We start from the raw sequence: 16,903 nt of genomic DNA on the forward strand, positions 1-16,903 counted from the left end.
TAACGACTATAATTACGTGATTCCTCGGAGGACACTATGTCTGAATCTGTACGCGGTAAGTTAGGCAAATTTGCCCTACTCTCCATGACATTTGCAGCGGTATTTAACGTTCGCAACATTGTAAACAACAACATCGAATTGGGATTGAGTTCAGCCCCTATCTTTTTGCTCGCGACCCTTATTTACTTCATTCCGTTCGTGTTCATCATTGCTGAATTCGTATCAGCAAATAAAAATTCTGAGTCAGGCATGTATGACTGGCTAAAAAAACCACTAGGCTCAAAAGCAGCCTACCTAGGTTCCTTCCTATACTGGTTCGTAAACCTTTTCTGGTTTGTATCCCTGCTACCAAACGTAATCGCCTATGCGTCTTACGCGATGTTGGGCTATGAATACGCCTTCTCGCCAGTCGTCACATCGGCTATCTCGATTGCTCTGTTTGCTGCAGCAACTCACATCTCAACCAAAGGCGCGAGCTGGCTAGGTAAGATTGCCGAGATCGTGGCCTACGGTGTATTCGCTCTGTTTGCAATCTACGTTATCGGTGCACTAATGGCACTGGGCGGCAACCATGAGCCAGTAGAACCAATCACGCTTGAAGCAATGACACCGACCATCAACTGGGCAACGCTAGGTATCATGTGTTGGATATTCCAAGCAGCCGGTGGTGCAGAAACCGCAGCCGCTTACCTAAACGATGTTAAGGGCGGTCACAAGTCTTTCATCAAGGTTATCATTGGTGCAGGTATCGCAATCGGCGCAATGTACGCAGTGGGCTCTCTTCTAGTAAACGTATTCGTTGCTCGTGATGAACTGACCTACGCTGGCGGCATGGTTGAAATCTTCACAGGTATGGCGAACTACTTCGACATTTCACAATCTCTAACGGGTCGCTTCGTCGGTATTATCCTATTCGTTGCTATGTTCGGTTCGATGATGATGTGGACAGCAGCTCCAGTAAAAATTCACTTCTCTGAAATCCCTAAAGGTGTTTACGGCGAGAAGACAACAGAGCTTAACGAACACGGCGTGCCAGTACGTGCAGCTTGGTGGCAGTTCGCGTTTGTATTCGTGATGCTTGTGGTGAACGGCTTCGGCTCTGAATCTGTACAAGACATGATGAATACAGCAATCAATCTAACAGCAGGTACCGCAATGCTACCGCCAATCTTCATCATGGTGGCCTACTTTGTATTCCGCTTGAAACACGACGACACACCGCGTGATTTCCGCATGGGTACTCGAGTTCAAGGTATGGCAGTAGTATCGGTACTGATTGGTATCTTCATTGTGAGCATGACAGCATCGGCATTCCCGACAGGTGTTGACCTTGTTCAAGCCTTCTTCATCAACGTCTTCATGACAGCGGTATTCTCTGGTATCGCATGGTGGTGGATCTCTCGCTTTGAAAAGAAGCAAGCAGGTAAAGAAGCAAAGCTAGAAACGGCTAAGCAGTCGTAATCCAGAATCTATACATCTAGTTAAAAGCGCCTTAATTGGCGCTTTTTTTGTTTTAAATCAGATAATTAAAATAAAAACCCCAAAAATAAAAACGGCGTTCCGTCAAGGTTTCAGTTCACGAAAAACACCAATTAATAGGTAATAAAACTCAAATAAAAACCAAGGTAAAACATTAACTAAATTTATTTACTCAAGGTCACATATTTGATCAATTTCGATTAACTTCCCGCCGCTTAATCTTTAATCTTCTTGCTGAAGAGACAAACTGATTCATATAAAGAAAGCGACAAAAAAGCCCCTACACGCCTTATAAATCGTCGCTCATGAAACAAGCAATCTCTTCAATGAACTTCTTAATCTTTAACTCTTTGTTTTGGTAATAAGTTTACTGAAATACCAAAGAAAAAAACCCCAAAGAAGTCCGATCGTAAATCTATAAAAACAACAATGAGCCAACCCTGACAAAACAAAGCGGGTGTTTGCCAAACCAACATAACAATAAAAGTGCGGCCTAGAGCTTCCCTCTCTAGGACCAAGTTATAACGATCATCAACGTGATTCACCGGAGAACATCATGTCCGAAAATAAACGCAGTACGATAGGCAAATTTGCCCTACTGTCTATGACCTTCGCGGCGGTATACAGCTTCAATAACATCATTAATAACAACATCGAGATCGGCCTTTCCTCGGCTCCGATGTTCTTTCTAGCAACCATCTTTTACTTTGTGCCATTTTGTTTGATCGTTGCAGAGTTTGTGTCACTGAATAAAGACTCTGAAGCGGGTGTTTACTCTTGGGTTAAAAGCTCTCTAGGCGGCCGCTGGGCGTTTATTTCAGCTTACACCTACTGGTTTGTTAACCTGTTCTTCTTCACCTCTCTGCTCCCTAGAATCATCGCTTACGCGTCGTATGCGTTCTTAGGTTTTGAGTACATATTCACGCCAATGACCACCGCAATTCTAAGTACTATTTTGTTTGCGGTCGCGACTCATATCTCGAATAACGGTGCGAAATTACTGGGCCCTATCACCTCACTAACATCATCACTGATGCTGTTGCTAACGATGTCTTACATCTTGCTATCTGGCGGTGCTTTGGTAGGCGGTATCGAGCCAGCTGACCCAATCACCATTGAAGCCATGACACCAAGCTTCAACTGGGCATTCCTTGGCGTAATCACTTGGATCTTCATGGCGGCAGGCGGTGCAGAATCGGTCGCGGTTTACGTTAACGACATCAAAGGCGGTCACAAGTCTTTCGTTAAAGTCATCATCATTGCCGGTATCTTCATCGGTGCGCTTTACTCGGTAGGATCTGTGTTAGCAAACGTGTTTGTTTCGCGTGAAGAGCTTAAATTCACAGGCGGCTCAGTTCAGGTATTTGAAGGGCTAGCAAGACACTTTGGCCTGTCTGAAATCTTGATGAACCGTTTCGTTGGTGTGGTTTCATTCACGGCGATGCTGGGCTCTCTGCTGATGTGGACGGCAACACCCGTTAAGATTTTCTTCTCTGAAATCCCTAAAGGTATCTTCGGTGAGAAAACGGTCGCTCTAAACAAACAAGGCGTTCCAGAGCGTGCGGCTTGGATTCAGTTCTTGATTGTGATTCCACTGATGTTCATTCCGACACTGGCGTCCGATACGGTTCAAGATCTGATGAGTACCATTATCAACATGACAGCTGCAGCATCGATGTTGCCACCGCTATTCATCATGATCGCGTACCTTAATTTACGTTTGAAGTTGGATCACTTACCTCGTGATTTCAGAATGGGCTCACGTATGACAGGCATTACCGTGGTCTCGATTCTGATCGGCATTTTCACTGTTGGCTTCTTTGCGTCAACCTTCCCAACAGGTGCTGACATCATGACCATCATCTTCTACAACGTGGGCGGGATTGTTATCTTCCTTGGCTACGCGTGGTGGAAGTACGGAAAATATGAAAAAAGCTTATCTCCAGAAGAGAAAAAACTAGAAGCAAAACCTGAACCGGCGAACGCTTAGTTTACCCTGCACTCTGATTTAAACTTCGGGCACTCTGACTTAAACTTCAGGCACTCACATTTGGTGAGTGCCTTTTTATTTGTCGGTACATTTCCACTAACCATCTCGATTAAATCAAAGCCATTCAAGAATCAAAACATTCGAACCAACAATCTAACCACCCATCAAACAATTCACCTCCCGAATACTTATAACCCTAGCCATACCTCTGCAAATTCAACTGAAAGTCAAAATAAAAACAAAGTAAATATTTACTAAAAATAGATCACACTTTTAAACTTAATTAATTTTAAACATCAAAATTATCATTAATATTGGTTTTGCGATCGTAAGTAACCTGACCAATACGCCTTGAAGAGCACCCCATATTAGAAGTCAGAACTGCTTGCGAACCTTCATTTATAACCCCGACACAGAAGTGATTAAAATGAAAAGTAGTTTTACTAAAAACACTCTTATTACAAGCTGTATTCTTGCTGCCTTAAGTACCACTGCCCACGCGGAAGAGTCCGCAGCAAACCACAGTGATACTCAGCCTCCTCAGACAGAAACTGAAACCCTATTTAACTTTTATGGTGAGCTTGGCCTTGGTGGTCACGTGGCACTCGAAGGTGATGATAAAGGCCGCTACGCAGACGGTACTTACATTGAAGCTGGCTTGGCTATCGAGCACGGTAATTGGTTTGGTCTTGCTTATATGGAGGGCTGGACAGTACAAGCCGATGACGAAGGCAATGCTTGGGCAACGGGCCACGGCTGGGGCGGTTTTGAAGGTGGTTTCAACCGCTTTTACGCTGGCTACCGCACAGATAACAAAACAGAATTCATGATTGGTCGTATGGACTCTTCATTAGATGACGTTCAATGGTGGGGTGACCCTACGGTTGAATACGGCTACGCGATCTCAAACACGCGAGACGTGCACCTTGGTGTGAAGATTCAAAACCTAGAAGGCAAGCTTCGCTACAGCGTTTCTTTCGCGCCAGAGTCTGACTTCTCGGAAGACGATGCTCTTGTTCACTTCGGTAAATACGACAGCTTCGCAGACCAATGGAAAGATAAGAACGCCATGGTCAATGGTTACCTTCAATACGATCTGACCGACGACTTAACCCTAATGGGTGGTGGTGAAGTTCGTAACAACGATGGTGGTGAACTATTGCTATTGGGTGCTGAGTACAAAAACTTCGCCACTCGTGTTTGGCACGATACAGATAAAGGCAACCAAGAGTCTTTCGGTAGCGAGTCTGGTATTCAAACCAGTGCATGGTACGAAGCGGCACAAGGCGTTTACCTATCTGCAGCCTACAACTACGCAAACTTTGACGGTGACAATGGCGACAAAGAAATCACCTCTTACATCAATGCTGGCGTTTGGTATGAATACGGCAACGGCGCGTTTGCGACTGCTTTCGATAGCCGCTTTGGCGTAGGCAGCGACACTGAAATCGGCGACGCTCAGGTGTTCGCAATGCAATACTTCTACTGGTAATAACAGGAATTGATCATGAAACTGAATAAATCATTCGCAGCTCTCGCTATCGGTGCAGCCCTTGTCGTTACTGGTTGTGCTTCAAACTCAATCTCTGGCTCAGGCTCTGACACAGAGCAACTGCAAGCCAACGAATTTAAGAACGTTATCGACCGTACTGGCTCACCTGAATACATGCGTGACTACGACTTCGATGACCACCAACGCTTTAACCCATTCTTCGACCTAGGCGCATGGCACGGTCACCTACTGCCAGACAGTGCAGAAGGCATGGGCGGATTCCCAGGTACAGCACTGCTTACCGAAGAATACATCAACTTCATGGCTGATAACTTCGACCGCCTAAGCGTGTTCAAAGATGGCAAAAAAGTGGCTTTCACTATGGAAGCTTACAGCCTACCGGGCGCATTGGTTCAGACACTAAAATCTGACGATGTGACTGTAGAAATGACGATGCGTTTTGCTTCAAACCGTACCTCTCTGCTAGAAACAAAAATCACTACCGACTCACCGGTTGAATTAGTGTGGGATGGTGAACTGCTAGAAAAGACGCACGCCAAAGAAGGCGTGGCACAAACCGACAAAACAATCGCTGAAACTTACCCTGAGTATGACCGTCAAATCGTCGCAACCGACGATGGCCTAAAGGTGACCTTCGGTAAGGTTCGTTCGACATGGGATCTACTGACTTCTGGTGAGTCTGAATACCAAGTTCACAAGTCGATTCCAACGAAAACCACGGTTGATGGTTTAGCGTTTACTTCAACGGCAAACATTGAAGCATCGACGACTATCTACACCACATACTCGCATGTTCTAACGGCAGAAGAAGCGCAAGCGGAACAGCCTGAAATCAAAAAGATCATGGCAAACCCTACCGACTTCTTAGCCGCATCAGCAGAACGTTGGGAAGGCTATCTTGAGATGGGTTTAACCAACCCGAACGCGACACCAGAGCAAGAGCGTGTTGCGGTTAAAGCGATGGAAACCCTAAACGGTAACTGGCGTGGCGCTGCAGGTGCGATGGAGTTTGACTCTGTGACACCATCCGTGACGGCGCGTTGGTTCTCGGGCAACCAAACTTGGCCTTGGGACACATGGAAGCAAGCCTACGCAATGGCTCACTTCAACCCAGATGTAGCGAAAGATAACATCCGCGCGATGTTCGCTTACCAAATTCAGGCTGACGATGCCGTTCGTCCTTGGGATGAAGGTTACGTGCCCGATCTACTCGCTTACAACCTAAGTCCAGAACGTGGCGGCGATGGCGGTAACTGGAATGAACGTAATACCAAACCAAGCCTAGCAGCATGGGCAGTAATGGAAGTCTACAAAACCACCAGCGACGAAGCTTGGCTACAAGAGATGTATCCAAAACTAGTGGCATACCATGATTGGTGGCTACGCAACCGTGACAACAACGGCAATGGCGTTCCAGAGTATGGCGCTGCTCGTGACAAAGCACACAACACACCTGAAGGTGAAATGTACTTCACCGTGGTTCGTGGCGATAAGCACGAAACAGTCGTAGGACAAGCAGCACTGGATAAAGTGGTAGCAGAAGGCAACTACGATTACATCGAGAGCCCCGCACAAACGGCTGCATCTTGGGAATCAGGCCGTGACGATGCAGCCGCATTTGGCTTCATTGATAAAGACCAGCTAGACGCATACGTTGCAAACGGTGGTAAGCGCAGCGATTGGGATGTTGAGTTCGCTCAAAACCGCGCTGAAGACGGCACTTTGCTTGGCTATTCATTGCTGCAAGAGTCCGTTGACCAAGCAAGCTACATGTACAGCGATAACAAGTACCTAGCAGAAATGGCTGACATTCTAGGTAAAGACGCAGAAGCGAAAGAGTTCCGTGAAAAAGCAGAGCACCTATCGAACTACATCAACACCTGTATGTTCGACGAAGGCACTAACTTCTTCTACGACATTCGTATCGAAGACAAGCCACTAGCGAATGGCTGTGCAGGTAAACCGATTGTCGAGCGTGGTAAAGGCCCTGAGGGTTGGTCACCACTGTTCAACGGTGCAGCAACACAAGCTCACGCTGATGCCGTGGTCTCTGTGATGAAAGATACCTCAGAGTTCAACACCTACGTTCCACTGGGCACAGCAGCGCTTTCTAGCCCAGCATTTGGCCCAGATATTTACTGGCGTGGACGTGTATGGGTAGACCAGTTCTACTTCGGCCTAAAAGGTATGGACAGCTACGGCTACCGTGACGATGCGATTGAAATGGCAGGCGCATTCTTCGACCACGCCGATGGCTTGGTACAAGACGGTCCTATCCGTGAGAACTACAACCCGCTAAACGGTGAACAACAAGGTGCTCCAAACTTCTCTTGGAGTGCTGCCCACCTATACATGTTATACAACGATTTCTTTACTGACGCAGAGTAAGTAAAAACCTATACCTGTCTTCTGAAATTCAATGAAAATCTAACCTCATAAATTTCAGACTTTGGCACTCAGTTTCTCGCTGAGTGCCTTTTTTATATCTGAAGTAACGTAAGCGAAAAACAAGCACTTAGACCATTTGGCCTACCATGATCCTTTTACTCTGTTCGTTGTACTCAGCTAACACAGGCAAGCTTTTACTCACAAAAAGCAAAGAGTGCTCTTGCTATGAAATCCCATTCAAAAATTTCATCACCCTCACTGAAATATTGAATTCTGAAGACTTATTCGAATTTTATTTATCCTTATTAGCCTTCCGGACATTAATTTGATAGTCGTTTACTAAATAATAGCTAAACTATAGTGTCGTCTACCCCTTTTTTGAGAAAACCTAAATGCCTAATGCTGATTCCACCCTAAACAAACGTATGGGAATCGTTGCGCTCACCTGGCCAATTTTTATCGAAGTTCTTTTAAGAACCGCACTCAACACCAGTGATGTATTCATGTTATCGGGATACTCGGACAAAGCCGTGTCTGCCGTTGGTGTTATTTCTCAGATATCCTTTTTCCTGATCATTGTCTCGACCATGGTCAGCAGTGGTACGGGTATTCTAATCGCGCAATACAATGGTGCTTCCCGCACTCAAGAGAGCGCTCACGTGGGTGTAGCAAGTATCATTCTGGCCATTATTGCCGGTGTGCTACTGAGTGTGATTGCCGTTCTTGTTGCTGAATATTTTATCCCGCTTTATCAACTCGAACCTCAAGTCGAACAGTACGCGCAAGAATACCTGTTCATCAGTGGTGCTCTCACCTTCAATGTAACCATAGGTGTGGTTCTCACCACTATTTTGCGCAGTCATGGCTATTCAAAGTCACCGATGGTGATCAATATGATTGCAGGTGTCATCAACGTATTCGGTAACTACTGTGCCTTATATCAACCTTTTGGTTTGCCTGTATACGGCGTGCAAGGGGTTGCGACCGCGACCGTCATTAGCCAAGTAATCGGAATGTTGATCTTGATTGGTGTGGTCAGAAGCAAAGGGATTTATCTACCAGTGAAGCAGTTTAAATCTGTGCCGAAAGCCATCTATCAAAAAATCATGAAGATCGGCTCGATGAACGCTGGAGAAGTGCTCTCTTATAACATGGCTCAGATCAGCATTACCTTCTTTGTAGTGCAGATGGGTACGTCTTCACTGGCTGCGTTTACTTACGCACAAAACATCGCTCGCCTCTCTTTTGCGTTTGCACTGGCAATTGGTCAAGGCAGCCAAATCCAAACAGGCTATTACATTGGTAAGGGTTGGATCGACGAGATTACCAAGCGCGTGCAACGTTACTTTGTGGTTGGCTTTATCGCGTCAACCGCGATCACCTGCATGGTGTATGTGTTCCGTTTCGAAATTCTCGATCTGTTCACGCAAGATCCAGAGATCATTGCGCTAACGGCGGCACTGATTGCAGGTTCCATCATTCTTGAAGCTGGACGAGTATTTAACCTTATCTTTATCTCTTGTCTAAAGGCTGCTGGCGACATTAAATTCCCGATCAAAATGGGCATTCTCAGCATGTGGGGCATTGGGGTTGCCATGAGCTATTTGCTTGGCGTGCATTGGGGTTATGGCGTATTGGGTGCTTGGATGGCAATCGCGATGGACGAGTGGTTCCGTGGAATCATCATGGCCTATCGCTGGCGAGCTAAGAAATGGACTCGATTCTCTTTTTAGACTTTTTAGCCTTCCATTTATCTTCACAAGATCGAAAAACGCCGCTCCTATTTCCAAAGAGCGGCGTTTTCGTTTTTAATTACCCGAACTCATCTACGCGGTCGCAAGTGCTTTCTTTCGCTTTGCTAGTCGTCCAAAAATACCGAGCAACATAACAATGCCACACACGCCATAAACTTGCATGATGGTTGGATCGTCCGATACAAAACCCACATCCGAGAACATAACGTAAGCACCAAGCACCATGTAAAGAATAATAGCCGAAGCCTCGAAACGGAACTCCCAAGGTGTCACATCAATATTCTCATTGACTGGCATCACGTACTCAGACTCACGCGGCATAAAGTAACCAATGATGAACATCAACGCGGTACATACCACGAACAGAATCGCTAATTGATGTAGGAAGTGAATCGGAGTTTTGAACACCAACTGCATTGCAGCGTAAGAACTTACAAACACCACCAACGCCACTTTCGCCGCTACAGCTGGTACACGTTTAGAGATATAGCCGACAAACACGATAGTGAAGATTGGCACACTGAAGAAACCTGCCACCATTTGTAGATATTGGAACAAACCTTCTGGTGCGTACATGATGAATGGTGCGATACATACCGAGATAATCGCAATCACGACACCAAAAATACGCCCTTTACCCACTAGCTCTTCATCGGTTTTACCTTGTCCGAATAGCGGCTTATACACGTTCAATGCAAACAGAGTCGTTGAGCTGTTCAACACACCATTAAAGGTACTCAAAATCGCACCAAACATCACCGCAACGAAGAAGCCCACTAGCGGCTTAGGCAAAACTTCATTAACTAAACGGGTGTACATGGTGTCTGGATTACCCGCATCAGCGCCAAACATATGGAAAGCAATGATACCCGGAATGATCAAAAACAGCGGAGAGATGACCTTAATCGCACCGGCAAGGATTACACCTTTCTGACCTTCTTTCAGGTTCTTAGCACCCAATGCGCGTTGAATGATAGATTGGTCAGTACCCCAGTAATACAAGTTCACCAAAAGCAGACCTGTGAACAATGTTGAGAACGGCAGTGGATCGGTTTCTGTACCCACCGATTGGAGCTTCTCTGGCGCGGCATAAAGCAGAATATCTAAGCCAGCACCGAAACTCCCCTCGCCCAACACCATTAAACCAAATACAGGGATCATCATGCCGCCGACAATCAAGCCTACACCATTAATGGTATCTGCAATTACAACCGCCTTTAGGCCACCATAAATCGCGTAAAAGAAGCCAAGTAGACCAATCGTCGCCGAAATCAGTGCAATTGAACTAAACTCTGAAATATTTAGCAGGGCCTGAACATCGAAGATTTCACCCAAAACAACAGCGCCCGCGTAAAGTGTGGTAGGCAAAATGTTGATCACGTATTGGCACAAGAAAAGTAACGTCACAAACTTCTTCACCGACATGTCGTAGCGGCTCTCTAAGAAATCAGGAATGGTGGTGATACCTTGTTTCAAATAACGAGGAACTAACATTAAAGCAATAATCACCAAGGTGACACCAGAAGCCACTTCCCAACCCATGACACTCATGTTGTGGGTGTAAGATTGTGCGCTCATGCCCACGAAACTGGTGGCACTCAAGTTCGTTAAGATAAGTGAGCTGGCAATTAAGCCACCGGTTAAGCTTCTTCCGCCAAGAAAGAAACCATCTTGTGAGGTGTTTTTGTCATTTTTCACTTTGTTGTAGGTAAACGCGACTACAAACCCAGTAAATAACAAAAATGACAACAGAACGGTAATAGACATTTTGTTTTCCTTAAGTTGAGTTATTGCGGCAGCAATACCTCGCTGCCGATTATAATTTTTATATTTAGATTTTTATTTGTAGGGGTACTCAGAGTCAGAGATTCACATCTTTTTTAGATGCACAATCAAGGCAGACTCTGGGTCGAGAATAGGTAAGGTCAATCCAATCTCTTTGAGGTTATCGCCGCTTAAAGTCAGAGTTTTATCTAACCATTGAGGGCGTTGCTTCATGAGTTGGAAACTGGTTTGTGGCATCTCCACTAACTTCACTTGATACAGCGCACTGTCTTCCACGCAGCTAATACGAAGTGGTGATGGCAGAGCGTATTCAGGCATGGCCAACTGACACACGGTGATCAGCATTTCATCATCATTCTGCACCCCATAGATGTTCTGGTTTTTGTCCGCGGGATCCATGCGGAAACTACGACCTGAGTGCAAAATATGGCGGAACTGCTTATGCAGAGAGATGTAGTGAGAGAAAGCTTGCTTCTCTTGTTGCGACTCTTTAACCGGGTCAAGTTCAACGCCCATGTGCCCCATCAAAGCGGTGACACCACGCATATTGATACTGTGACGACGATTGGTTGAATGGCACTCAGCAGGGCCAATGTGCGCACCCATAACTTCTGGTGGGAAGAAGTAGCTCATGCCTTTTTGAATGGCTTGTCGTTCCAATGCATCGTTACAATCGGATGCCCAGAATCGATGTGTTCTTTTAAGGATTTCAAAATCAATGCGACCACCGCCTGATGAGCAAGATTCAATCTCGACCTTAGGGTGTGCTTGATTCAGTTGATCAACGAGACGATACAAGGCTTCAGTTTGACCATGCACCGCCGCCTTACCTTGGTGGCCCGGCTGAACTAATTCACGATTCATGTCCCACTTTAAGTAGCCGATATTGTACGTAGTCAGAAGCGTATCAAGGCGAGAGAACAAGTAGTCAAAGCACGCTTCATTCTGCAAGTCTAAAACATACTGCCAACGACCAGACGGTTGATGATAACCTTGCAAACCTAGGACCCAATCAGGATGGTTACGGTATAGGTTTGAGTCTTGGCTGACCATCTCAGGTTCAACCCACAACCCGAACTCCATCCCCTGTTGGTTAACGTGTTCAATCACAGGTTCTAAGCCATTTGGGTATTTCACTTCATCGAGATACCAATCGCCTAAGGCCGTTCGTTCGCCATCACGACCAATAAACCAACCATCATCAATAATGAATCGTTCAACACCCATTGCGCCGGCTTCGGTTGCCATCTGCATGATGTATTCCGGTTTATGGTCGAAGTAGATGCCCTCCCAAGTATTTAAGTGCACAGGGCGAGGTTTATCGGTAGGGAATTGAATAATGTTGTCACGAACAAACTGCTGAAAACGTTGAGCAATACCGTTCAAACCAGAGTTGCTGTAACAGCCATAGAGCCAAGGTGTCTGGTAAGTAGCCTCTGGTTCTAGAATCGATTCACCCGCTAACAATAACTCTCCCGCTTGTACAAAGCGGCGGCCATCACTGCGAACATCAGCACGCATTTGGTGGTTACCACTCCAACCTAAATGGAAGCCCCACACCAAACCATTCTGTTCTGAGAAACCTTGCGTTCCTGCAAACATGCCAGGGAAGTTTTCATGTGAAGTACGGCCGCGACGGTTCTCTTGCATGAAGCCACCATGCTCAAAACGCTGACGTTGCGTTTGGAACTCATGACACCAACGACCATGGAACGTCATCAATTCATTGGCGTGGTTTGGCAGCGGCAACGTTGATGACAGCTTATTTAAATAGTATTTACTGCCCCCTTTGTTGGTTACTGTGATGCGCTTTTGAACCACATCCGATTCGTAATCCAGTTTAATTTCAACCGTCAATTCAAGCTTAGACACGGTGTCTTCTAGAACAAAAGTGGCTTGCTGAACCTGAGCTTCCACGCGGACGGTATTAAAAACGGGTGCCCAATCAAAACCATCACGATGCCCTTCTATTCCCGGCGCATTAAAATGACCGCTACCCAATTCAGGACAAAGAGAAAGCGGTACATCGACATCAAGGCGTGCTTGAGAGATCGGTCTCTCGGTTGATAACAAAAGATCTTCATCAATACTGGCGATCTTTGCGCCCCAGTGAAGAACCTCTGGAGTACGGCCCGATTTGATGATCAAACTGTGGTTTTTACTTGTTAGATGAATAAATTCGCTCATAGCCAATCTCATATTGTTTTCGTAAACATAAACTAAAATTAATAGTGAACTTGAAGACTGAAATTAGTACTAAAAAGGCTAAATAACGTGATCTAAAAACACTTATTCGTTGCTAAAATTTGCACAAGATCGACTGTTTCCGGAAACATATTTAATGTTTCAAATGACATTTTTTTGAAAGGGAGCAGAGTTTCATTTCGCTAAATTGGATAAGCTCATCGAACGACGGGAATATTCGATGGACGGTGTGATGAGTGTAACTTTTAAAGATGTGGCGAAGCTGGCTGGCGTATCGACTCAAACAGTATCAAGGGTGACGAACGGTTCGCAAGATGTCGCAGAATCCACTCGAAACAAAGTGAATGCTGCGATAAAGAAGCTTGGATATGTGCCCAATAAAGGGGCTCAAATGCTCAGCCGTTCCAAGTCCACCAGCATAGGGTTAGTGACGCTCGATATGGCACTGCATGGCGCCGCAATGATCGCTAACGGTGTACGAATGCAGGCTCACGATATGGGGTATGGCACCGCTTTTTCTGTAGTATCCGAACCGAACCTCACCAACACCCGCGAGGCTATTCGTGAACTGATGGCTCAACAGGTCGACAGCATCATTCTCAATGTGCCTTTAAAGAGTGCAGACGCCGAATTGCTGGTAGAACAATATCAACACTTGAACCTCATCTTCATTGATGTCCCTTCTAACAGCCAAGTTAACTATATATGCGGCGATCACGCCGAGGGCGCAAAGCTGGCGGCTCAGCATCTTATTGAAAATGGTCGCTCTGAATACTTGTTGATCAGCGGGCCTAACGAATCCAGTGCCTCACAAATCCGTCTTCAGAGTTGGTTGGGTGTGCTATCAGATGCAAACTGTCAGGTACAGTTTCAACATCAAGGAAACTGGCAAGCGGAAAGTGGCTACCTTGGCATTCGAGACGCCGTTGCGAAACAAATCCCATTTGATGCTGTGTTGGTCGCCAGTGATCAAATGGCATTAGGGGTTTTACGCGCACTGCAAGAACTGCAGATTCCAGTCCCTGACAAGGTTGCGGTCGTCGGCTTTGATGGCATCGAGGACAGTGCGTTTTTTAATCCACCACTGACCACCATCAAACAAGACTTCACCACGATTGGTCGACAAGCTGTGGTACTTGCAGAGAAGCTCAACGCTAACTCACAAGATGCTTTACTGCAGCACCATATCGAAACTGCATTACTCCCAAGAGAAAGCAGCCAACCTAAGGTGACGGCTCACTATGAAAAACAAGAGATCGAGCAACTGCTGAAAAGAATTCAGACCCTTTTGCCAGAATCGACATAAAAGAAAAAGCGCTAGGGGGAGCTAGCGCTTTAAGACCAACTAAGTCCGTTTAGCCTGGTAGTTTTTTAAGCTATATCATGAGGATATAACCAATTTTTTTACTTAGGTAAATCAAAAAGCCTATTCTTTACGACTGCCTTGAGTCGTAAATTAAGTATAGTCGGGTTCTTATAATAAACCGGATTTTTCTAAAATTAATTCATATGAATTTGACGATTAACCGACACAATAAACTATTCGGAAATCACAGATGAGATCGCATTAGTAATCAACTTTCTAAGTAGTTTATTTTTATCATCTAAATGCTTTGCCTTTCTATAAACAAGCTGGATATCAAAATCTGGAACATCAATAGGTGGCTTCACAGCTAGTAAGGTTTCTTCACTATCAATATCCTTGCGCGCGACTAGCTTGGGGACAATACACAATAGTTCTCTGCCACGAATGAGTCGTTTAACAGTTAAAAAGTTACTGGAAGATATCGCGACTTTCCGGCTTAAGCCGAGTTCACCTAAACGAGTGTCCACTCCCGTCTTTAAAGCCCCTGCAGGGGAAACAAGCGCGTGCTCGACAGCAACAAATTGTTCTAGCGACATCGGCTCCTCAATAGATAGAACCGATTGATCAAGTAAACAAACATGTTGCTCCGTATACAAATGCTTTGTTCGATATTGCTTTGGTACCTCACCAAAGCTGCCTATCGTCATATCAAGCTTGGCATCGTCAAAGACTTGCTGGTAGTTACTCAGGTTTACATTGAACAACGCTACTTGAGAATAAGGAGAGGATTGCTTAATCAGGTCAAACAATATTGGAGCGAACATCTGCTCGGCATAATCAGTGAGACCAATCTTCCAAGTCCCTTTATAAGTCTCTGCATCAAACGATTTAGATAACAGAACTTCAGACTGGATGGTATTCAGTAGCGCGTCCACGGTACTTGATAGTTCAATGGCTCGGTCGGTCGCCTCCATCTTGCTACCTACACGCTCAAACAAAGGGTCATCAAACAACTTTCGTAGCCTTTGTAAGCTATGGCTCATCGCAGATTGGCTGACATAACAACGCTCAGCAGCCTTACTCACGCTATTCGTTTTATACAAAGCCTGCAGTGCAATCAACAAGTTAAGGTCGACCCCTTTCCAGTTAAAATCAGCCACAAATCAATCCCATATCATTCATAATTATAATTAAAACAATTAATTTGAATCATAGTTCAACTCCACCTAAATTACGCTAAACATTTATCTGGAATCGATCATGCTTTCAATTTTTAAAACCTTTTTCTGGCTTGGCTGGATTAGCTTCGGTGGACCAGCGGCACACATTGGCTACTTCCGTAAAACCTTTGTTGAGAAACTGAACTGGTTGTCCGACGAAGAGTACGGGCAGATTGTCGCTCTTAGTCAATTTCTACCGGGCCCAGGTTCAAGTCAGGTTGGCTTTGCGGTCGGCTACAAGAAAGGTGGATTAACAGGTGCTATTGCTGCATTTGTCGGCTTCACTTCCCCATCTGTGATTCTGATGCTGATATTGGCGTTAGTCAGCAACCAGCTATTGGAAGATCCACTTTTCAATTCAATCATTCACGGGCTTAAGTTATTAGCGGTAGTGGTTGTAGCTGATGCAACCTTTGGTATGTACAAGAACTTTTGCCAATCGAAGATAGCGACCGCCTTATGTGTGATTACCGCGATTGTACTACTACTGATTCCAGGCATCTGGCCTCAAGTTTTAGTGCTTCTATTTGCAGCAATGGTTGGCAGTAAGTTCTTGACGTCTCAAGAGCTCAAAACGATACCTTCAACGCAAAAAATATCGGTAACGCCTCTGGTGATTTTCGTTGCTTTACTGGTTGGTCTGCCTCTATTCAGTGCTTACTCTCAAGGCATTGAAGTATTTGGCTTGTTCTACCAAGCAGGTAGCTTAGTATTCGGTGGCGGCCACGTGGTACTTCCGTTGCTACAAAATGGTATTGGTGACCAACTGTCTCAAGATGCCTTCCTAACAGGTTATGCAGCAGCACAGGCAGTACCAGGGCCTATGTTTACACTTGCTACTTACTTAGGTTATGTATTGATGCCATCGGCACCGATCACTGGCGCACTACTCGCAACGATTGCTGTGTTCTTACCGGGCTTCTTATTACTACTGGGTGTACTGAAGAACTGGCAGGCGATTGCAAGCAAACCTTTAGTGGCAGGCGCTCTTACTGGTGTGAATGCGGCGGTAGTCGGGTTACTACTTGCGGCTCTGTATCAGCCAATCTTCACAAGTGCGGTGAGTGGCGGTTTAGACTTCGCTCTGATCATCATAGGTGTGTGGCTACTGAAAACGGTCAAGATGCCAATCGTAGGGCTTGTCGGCATGTTTATGCTATTCGGCGCTCTTACTGGCTTTGTTAACTAAAGATCTAACCGAAGCAAGAAGTTAGTGAATACCTAACTTCTTGCTTACGACTGAACGATAGGAGCCGTCGAACC

General features: G+C 45.5%; 10 protein-coding genes. 7 read left to right on the forward strand and 3 right to left on the reverse strand.

Annotation, left to right across the window (positions count from 1 at the left end; all coding sequences use genetic code 11):
• Nucleotides 1-36 precede the first annotated feature (36 nt).
• From AB4329_RS07680 to AB4329_RS07700, 5 genes are all read left to right on the forward strand, one after another.
• Entirely contained in the window at nt 37-1,461 is a 1,425-nt protein-coding gene (locus tag AB4329_RS07680) for an amino acid permease (RefSeq protein WP_017063320.1), read from the forward strand.
• A 574-nt stretch (nt 1,462-2,035) separates the two neighbouring features.
• A complete protein-coding gene (locus tag AB4329_RS07685) occupies nt 2,036-3,469 on the forward strand; it encodes an amino acid permease (protein WP_017069519.1) in 1,434 nt (477 codons plus the stop codon).
• A 427-nt stretch (nt 3,470-3,896) separates the two neighbouring features.
• Nucleotides 3,897-4,961: a protein YgjJ gene (gene ygjJ, locus AB4329_RS07690; RefSeq protein WP_004734431.1), complete on the forward strand. Its 1,065-nt coding sequence runs from the start codon at nt 3,897-3,899 to the stop codon at nt 4,959-4,961.
• 15 nt (nt 4,962-4,976) lie between these two features.
• A complete protein-coding gene (gene ygjK, locus AB4329_RS07695) occupies nt 4,977-7,370 on the forward strand; it encodes an alpha-glucosidase (RefSeq protein ID WP_136973742.1) in 2,394 nt (797 codons plus the stop codon).
• Between the two features lie 392 nt (nt 7,371-7,762).
• Nucleotides 7,763-9,103, forward strand: coding sequence for an MATE family efflux transporter (locus AB4329_RS07700; RefSeq protein ID WP_017060807.1), 1,341 nt, complete (start codon nt 7,763-7,765; stop codon nt 9,101-9,103).
• Between the two features lie 93 nt (nt 9,104-9,196).
• Here the strand turns inward: AB4329_RS07700 and AB4329_RS07705 are convergent, their stop codons facing one another.
• On the reverse strand, nt 9,197-10,891 hold the full coding sequence (locus tag AB4329_RS07705; protein WP_102319935.1) for a solute:sodium symporter family transporter: 1,695 nt from the start codon (nt 10,889-10,891) through the stop codon (nt 9,197-9,199).
• A 102-nt stretch (nt 10,892-10,993) separates the two neighbouring features.
• Nucleotides 10,994-13,096, reverse strand: a complete 2,103-nt coding sequence (locus tag AB4329_RS07710; RefSeq protein WP_102319934.1) for an alpha-galactosidase — start codon at nt 13,094-13,096, stop codon at nt 10,994-10,996.
• Between the two features lie 250 nt (nt 13,097-13,346).
• Here AB4329_RS07710 and AB4329_RS07715 point away from each other — a divergent pair, with 250 nt between their 5' ends.
• Nucleotides 13,347-14,420: a LacI family DNA-binding transcriptional regulator gene (locus AB4329_RS07715; RefSeq protein WP_372054916.1), complete on the forward strand. Its 1,074-nt coding sequence runs from the start codon at nt 13,347-13,349 to the stop codon at nt 14,418-14,420.
• A gap of 233 nt (nt 14,421-14,653) precedes the next feature.
• Here the strand turns inward: AB4329_RS07715 and AB4329_RS07720 are convergent, their stop codons facing one another.
• Complete coding sequence (locus tag AB4329_RS07720) at nt 14,654-15,580, reverse strand: LysR family transcriptional regulator (RefSeq protein ID WP_102319933.1); 927 nt, start codon at nt 15,578-15,580, stop codon at nt 14,654-14,656.
• 100 nt (nt 15,581-15,680) lie between these two features.
• Between AB4329_RS07720 and chrA the strand changes: the two genes are divergently transcribed.
• Nucleotides 15,681-16,829, forward strand: coding sequence for a chromate efflux transporter (gene chrA, locus AB4329_RS07725; protein WP_372137958.1), 1,149 nt, complete (start codon nt 15,681-15,683; stop codon nt 16,827-16,829).
• Nucleotides 16,830-16,903: the final 74 nt, after the last annotated feature.

The organism is Vibrio sp. 10N.261.54.A5 (genome assembly GCF_041471145.1).
Classification (GTDB): domain Bacteria; phylum Pseudomonadota; class Gammaproteobacteria; order Enterobacterales; family Vibrionaceae; genus Vibrio; species Vibrio crassostreae_C.